A 6,306-nucleotide genomic window follows, 5' to 3' on the forward strand; every position below is an offset into this window, starting at 1 on the left:
GTCATATCTGGTCTTTCTTCCAGTCATTTTTCAAACAATATCAGTTGATAATCAGCTTAAATCAGATCTATCAGTTTGTCTATCTTTCTCTGATGGAGATCATGTCCTATCTTCACTTTGATTATTGGAAAAAAACGGCTCGGTCAGGAGCTAGTATGAATAAGGAGAACAAATGAAACGTTTAAAAATGTTATGGCATATTATGCAGGTTACGGGTTTTACTCGGTTTGCTCTGAGTTTTGTGACCTTTGTTTTTGGGTCAGGAGGCGTGCTTTTCCTAGTTGAACCTGCTATCACAAATTACGGAGACGGTCTTTGGTATGCTTTTGTGACTTCGACGACTGTCGGCTACGGGGATCTCCTAGCTGTGACCTTGATTGGAAGGATTACCAGTGTCTTCTTGACGATTTATGGGCTCATATTTTTTGGCTGTTTATCAGCTGTTATTTTTAATTATTATACCAATTTAAATAAGGAAAGAGGAGAGGACAAATGACTGCCAATTATTCAACACGGGAATACCGTGAGAAATTATACGATGACCTTCATGTTCGATTGAGAGATACAGCGATTTTGATGTGTGCAATTTTTATTGCCTCTATCGGACTAAATATGAATTCAACAGCTGTCATTATAGGAGCCATGTTGATTTCACCTCTTTCTTACTTATAGCAGGTTGTTTTTGCTTGAATAAGAAATAAATTAGAAGTTCTATCATCTAAGAAAAATGATGAACAAAAAATCATTTAACTAATGGTGTGAACGTTTAGTGTTTATCAGCTCCATTCTCTGTAATTTTGGGGGTAAAATCCACACCATTCGGATAAAATTAGTTGAATTTGATTGGAAAAAAGCTTTTATAAAAGCGGAGAAAAGTCTTGATATTACGCTGTTTTTAGTCCAACTGAAATTCATACTTTCCAAACCAGGCTTGAAAAAGGCCCGTAAAGCATCACAATTTAGTAAACGTTAATTCGTTACTGGACAGCAGAATACAAACGAAAACACTTTGCATCTTGCAAGGTGTTTTTTTCTATGAGAACTGGCGGTGCGCAATTAGGATAGCTCTAGCGACTTTAGTCGCATAGAGATATGCTATGCACAGTTGCCTCAAGAAAACAATGCTTCTTGGTCCACCCTGTTAGACAAGCTTCAAAACCAAGGAATCCAACAGATTTCTCTTGTAGTTACAGATGGCTTTAAGGGGCTTGAGCAGATTATCAGTCAGGCTCACCCATTAGCTAAACAACAATGTTGCTTAATTCATATTAGTCGAAATCTAGCTAGTAAAGTGAAACGAGCAGATAGAGCGGTTATTCTGGGGCAATTTATAATGATTTATCGTGCTGAAAATTTAGAAATGGCAGGACAAGCTTTAGAGGACTTTCTCGCCGAATGGAAACCAAAGTATAGGAAAGTCATGGAAAGTCTGGAGAAGACGGATAATCTTTTAACTTTTTATCAGTTTCCCTACCAGATTTGGCACAGCATGTATTCGACAAACCTCATTGAGTCTCTTAACAAAGAAATCAAACATCAAACGAAAAAGAAGGTTCTTTTTCCTAATGAGGAGGCTCTGGAACGTTACTTAGTTACGTTGTTTGAAGATTATAATTTCAAGCAAAGTCAACGAATCCATAAAGGGTTTGGTCAATGTTCTGATACACTTGAAAGCTTATTTAATTAACACTCCGTAACTCTACTTAAGTGTTTACACATAATTATTGACAGTATCAAAAAATAAAGTATATTGTTTTCATCATAATATAATTAAATATCAGTATAGAGAATTTTATCTATATATCAGATATCAGCAATTGCTTTTGCTGTCATTTTTCGCTACAATAGTTACAAGGAGGAAATAAACATGTTAAAAGAAGTATTAAACGTCGCAAAAGTTGCGAAAAAATCATCTCTCTTCTTAGGAGGGGTAGCATTTGGGACGCTTGGCTTGAAAGTCTTAGCAAGTAAAGAAGCTAAGAAAGGCTATTCTAAGGCCTTGGCTAAAGCTTACAAATTGAAAGATGGACTGGATGCATCTGTTTCTGTTGTAAAACAACACGGTGATGATGTTTTACAAGACGCTAAATATTTATACGAACAGGAAAAGAAAGAAGAACAATTAGATAGCCTGACAGGTGAATAATATGTCTTTTAAAGTGCTACACAGAGGATATCAACATATCCGATTATCGTCCTCGTTTTCACTGACCTTGGATATTCAAGATTATCTTCGTTCCTTGGCTAAAGATGAAAAAGGGATCGACTCTATTCAGTTTTATATGGATCAGCAGCACTTTACTCTACGTATGAAAGAAGGCTTCTCTGTATTAGAAAATGCAGAGGCCTTTTTAAAAAAAATTGACAAGGGGAAAGTTTCGGACTTGATGACTCTTCCCATTCGTAGAGAAGAGAGTGCTTATTCAATTGTATCGGGTGCAGCGATTAAGCGTTTGCTGTTTCGAAGTTTTGTACCCTACCCTATTCGTTATATTTGGACTTGTTATCAGGCTTTGGGTTATGTCAAAGAAGCCTATCAAACTTTAGCGCGCAAGGAACTAACCATGGAGGTCTTGGACTGTTCGGCCATTTTGTTGTCCTTGTTTATGAACCAATCCAAGACAGCTAGCAACATCATGTTTATGCTTGATTTGGGTAATCATCTGGATCAGTGGTCTTTAAAAAAAACAGCAACAGATTTGGAACAAAGCCTTCTTGCTAAAGAAAGTGATGTTTTCTTAGTGCGGGGAGACATGGTCATCAGCATCAAGAGTTCTGATGTTCAAGTAGGTGATGTATTAGTTGTCTCCCAAGGGAATGAAATCTTGTTTGACGGCCAAGTGGTTTCAGGATTAGGCATGGTCAATGAGAGTTCCTTGACTGGAGAGAGCTTCCCTGTTGAAAAGAAAGAGGGAGATTCTGTATGTGCGAATACTGTTTTGGAAACAGGAGAGTTAAGAATTCGTGTGACTGATAATCAGATAAACAGTCGTATTTTGCAACTCATCAATCTGATGAAAAAATCTGAAGAGAGTAAGAAGACAAAACAACGTCATTTTATTAGGATGGCAGACAAGGTTGTAAAATATAACTTCTTAGGTGCTGGTTTGACTTATCTGTTAACAGGTTCGTTTTCAAAAGCCATTTCCTTTTTATTGGTGGATTTTTCATGTGCTCTAAAAATATCCACACCTGTAGCCTACCTTACGGCCATAAAGGAAGGTCTAAATCGAGAAATGGTTATTAAAGATGGTGATGTATTAGAAAAATATCTGGAAGTGGATACTTTCTTGTTTGATAAAACGGGTACCATCACGACGAGTTATCCTTTGGTTGAAAAGGTTCTTCCTTTCGGAGATTATACTGAGAAAGATATTTTAAGAATAAGTGCATGTTTGGAGGAACATATCTATCATCCTATTGCCAATGCAATTGTTAAACAAGCTGAAATTGAAGGCATTGAACACGAAGAAATGCATGGCAAGCTTCAGTATGTTGCAAGCAAAGGGATTAAATCGCAAATTGATGGTCAATCGGTTGTCATTGGAAATTATGTACTAATGCAAGACGAACAGGTAAGAATTAGTTCTGAGCAGCTGGCCTTGATTGAGCAATATAAGACTCATTACAATTTATTGTTTTTGGCTTATAAGAAAGAATTAATTGGGATGTTTTGTATCCACACTCCCTTGAGAAGCGAGGCGAAAGTTGCATTGAAAAAGCTAAAGCGCCAAGGGAAAAAACTGATTCTGGCAACTGGTGATACGTTGGCTAGAACAGAAGAGTTGGTTAAAGATCTGCCATTTGACAACGTTTATACTGATTTAAAACCAGATGGTAAGTTTCAGTTGGTTCAGGAATTACAGAAAGCTGGCCGAACTATTTTGATGGTTGGAGACGGGTTAAACGACTCTGCTGCCTTGACGCTTGCAGATATTGGGGTTGTGATGAATGAAAGTGCTGATATTTCTAAGCAGATGAGTGATATTTTATTATTAGATAATCGTTTAGATTTCTTCGAGGAATTGAATTCTTTATCTGAATCGTTGCAGAAATTAATTCAAAGAAATATTCAAGAAACAGTTGTAATAAATGGAAGTTTAATTGGATTTGGGTTGTTAAATTGGTTAAGCCCATCTAATCTTTCGATATTGCACAATCTGACTACTTTAAGAATCGTCCTTCGTAGTCTTTCTATTAAAAGTAGGTAAGAGACCGAGAAGCTGAGGTTATAAAAACTAAAAGGAGTTGTCTCATTTGAGAATAACGGCTCTTTGTCAACTGTAGTGGGTTGATGGAAAATTATACCCTGGAGAGGACCAAATTGGTTCTCTCCTTTTAAATATTGAAAAAACCATTGGCAGTGGACATACTTTAAGACTATATATTTCTGAAACTAGTTTCACAATACAAATATTGACATGCAATTATTAATTGGTGGATTTTAAGTTGACATCTACAAAGTTTAATGTTAGAATACATTCAAAAATATATTTGAATGAGGTGTTTTATGGTTCAAAATGTTGTTACTTCAATAATTCTGTATTCTGGGACAGCCGTAGACTTACTTATTATCCTAATGTTATTTTTTGCCAAAAGAAAAAGCAGAAAAGACATCATTAACATCTATTTAGGACAATTTCTAGGCTCTGTTAGTCTAATATTCCTAAGTTTGCTTTTTGCATTTGTCTTAAATTATATTCCTAGTAAAGAGATTTTAGGTTTACTCGGTTTGATTCCAATTTTCCTAGGCCTCAAAGTTTTGCTTTTAGGAGATTCTGATGGAGAAGCTATTGCAAAAGATGGTTTGCGAAAAGACAATAAAAACCTGATTTTTCTAGTCGCTATGATTACTTTTGCAAGTTGTGGTGCTGACAATATTGGTGTTTTTGTCCCATATTTTATTACCTTAAATTTAGCGAATTTGATAGTGGCTTTACTTACTTTTCTAGTCATGATTTATCTCTTGGTTTTTTCTGCACAAAAATTGGCACAAGTCCCTTCTGTTGGAGAAACTTTGGAAAAATATAGCAGATGGTTTATTGCCGTTGTTTATTTAGGATTGGGGATGTATATCCTGATTGAAAACAACAGCTTTAACATACTAAGGACTGTGTTCGGATAGGAGAAAAAATTATGAAAAAAGATAGTATATGCCAAGTGGATGTTATTAATCAACAAAATGTTACAACCGCAACGAACTACCTTGAAAAGGAAAAAGTCCAAAAATCACTTCGCATTTTATCAAAATTTACCGATAATAAACAGATAAATATCATCTTTTATCTCCTTGCCGTCGAAGAACTCTGTGTCTGCGATATAGCCTGTTTATTAAATCTCAGTATGGCATCTGCCTCCCACCATCTTCGTAAACTAGCCAATCAAAACATCTTGGATACTAGAAGAGAGGGGAAAATTATATATTATTTTATAAAAGATGAGGAAATCAGAGATTTTTTTAATCAACTAGGATAACAACTATTTTTACTACTTTTCCATGATTATAGGGAGATTATATATGAAATTTTTTGATGAAAATTACTCACAAGAAATACCTACTCGTATCAAATGTTTAAGAAAAAAGTATAATTTAAAGCAAAGCGACCTAGGTAATGCAGGTCAAGTTAGCCAAGTTGAAAAGGAAGAAATTTGAAAGAATTTGTATCTTTTATTTTTTGTTTCATTTATGCCCTATGCTACTGGAATAGTTAGTAGTCATTTCATGAATCATACGGCACAGCTCTTTTATGGACTGATCGTTATTGTTTCAACGGTAGCAAACTGGTTTTTACATAAAGTAATTGATAAACCCAATATAGATCAGAAAGAATTACTTGAAGCTACCGCACAATATAGGAAGTTATTGATACCTGACCTAATAATTAAAGGAGTGGGATTGATTCTGTCCTTAATTCTCTATCCTCCGATTATGATGTATAGTGTTTTAATTGCGGCATTTTACATCATAACTTTAAAAACACTATCCGAAAAAAGAGTGAATAACTAAAAAACGGTGACCAAAGTTAGGTGTATTATTTTAATGCTTAGAGACCTAAACTATTCCCCTATTTAAAAAATATTGATTCAGATTTTATGAAATTAAAAAGTAGATATTGTTCAGAAAATCCTTGATATTACGCTGTTTTTAGTCCAACTGAAATCCATACTTTCCAAACCAGGCTTGAAAAAAGCTCGTAAAGCATCACAATTTAGTAAACGTTAAAACTTATTTAAACTTATTGAAAGCATTTCGTATCAAAAATACGGGATGCTTTTTCTGTTCACCCCAAATTTTTGTAACTAGGT

At 35.0% G+C, this 6,306-nt stretch carries 7 protein-coding genes and 2 pseudogenes; all 9 read left to right on the forward strand.

The window, feature by feature from the left end:
- Positions 1-172 precede the first annotated feature (172 nt).
- The 9 genes and pseudogenes from FN031_RS08855 (at position 173) to FN031_RS08900 (ending at position 6,007) form a co-directional block, all read left to right on the forward strand.
- Positions 173-496, forward strand: coding sequence for a potassium channel family protein (locus FN031_RS08855; RefSeq protein ID WP_000825751.1), 324 nt, complete (start codon positions 173-175; stop codon positions 494-496).
- A pseudogene (locus FN031_RS08860) lies at positions 493-660 on the forward strand (TIGR00341 family protein); the annotation flags it as partial. The gene FN031_RS08855 and the pseudogene FN031_RS08860, both read left to right, overlap by 4 nt.
- 436 nt (positions 661-1,096) lie before the next feature.
- A pseudogene (locus tag FN031_RS08870) lies at positions 1,097-1,687 on the forward strand (IS256 family transposase); the annotation flags it as partial.
- 180 nt (positions 1,688-1,867) lie between these two features.
- Positions 1,868-2,146, forward strand: a complete 279-nt coding sequence (locus FN031_RS08875; RefSeq protein ID WP_002893755.1) for a DUF6110 family protein — start codon at positions 1,868-1,870, stop codon at positions 2,144-2,146.
- Position 2,147: 1 nt separating this feature from the next.
- The gene (locus FN031_RS08880) at positions 2,148-4,211 is read left to right on the forward strand and encodes a heavy metal translocating P-type ATPase (RefSeq protein ID WP_002893754.1); all 2,064 of its coding nucleotides are present in this window, start codon (positions 2,148-2,150) and stop codon (positions 4,209-4,211) included.
- 299 nt (positions 4,212-4,510) lie between these two features.
- On the forward strand, positions 4,511-5,125 hold the full coding sequence (locus FN031_RS08885; protein ID WP_312847908.1) for a CadD family cadmium resistance transporter: 615 nt from the start codon (positions 4,511-4,513) through the stop codon (positions 5,123-5,125).
- An 11-nt stretch (positions 5,126-5,136) separates the two neighbouring features.
- On the forward strand, positions 5,137-5,475 hold the full coding sequence (cadX, locus tag FN031_RS08890; RefSeq protein ID WP_000711078.1) for a Cd(II)/Zn(II)-sensing metalloregulatory transcriptional regulator CadX: 339 nt from the start codon (positions 5,137-5,139) through the stop codon (positions 5,473-5,475).
- Between the two features lie 43 nt (positions 5,476-5,518).
- The gene (locus FN031_RS09185; protein WP_000667627.1) at positions 5,519-5,653 is read left to right on the forward strand and encodes a hypothetical protein; all 135 of its coding nucleotides are present in this window, start codon (positions 5,519-5,521) and stop codon (positions 5,651-5,653) included.
- 69 nt (positions 5,654-5,722) lie between these two features.
- Entirely contained in the window at positions 5,723-6,007 is a 285-nt protein-coding gene (locus FN031_RS08900; protein WP_014334291.1) for a hypothetical protein, read from the forward strand.
- Positions 6,008-6,306: the final 299 nt, after the last annotated feature.

It is taken from the genome of Streptococcus mitis (assembly GCF_902159415.1).
In the GTDB taxonomy this organism is placed as follows: Bacteria; Bacillota; Bacilli; order Lactobacillales; family Streptococcaceae; genus Streptococcus; species Streptococcus mitis_BG.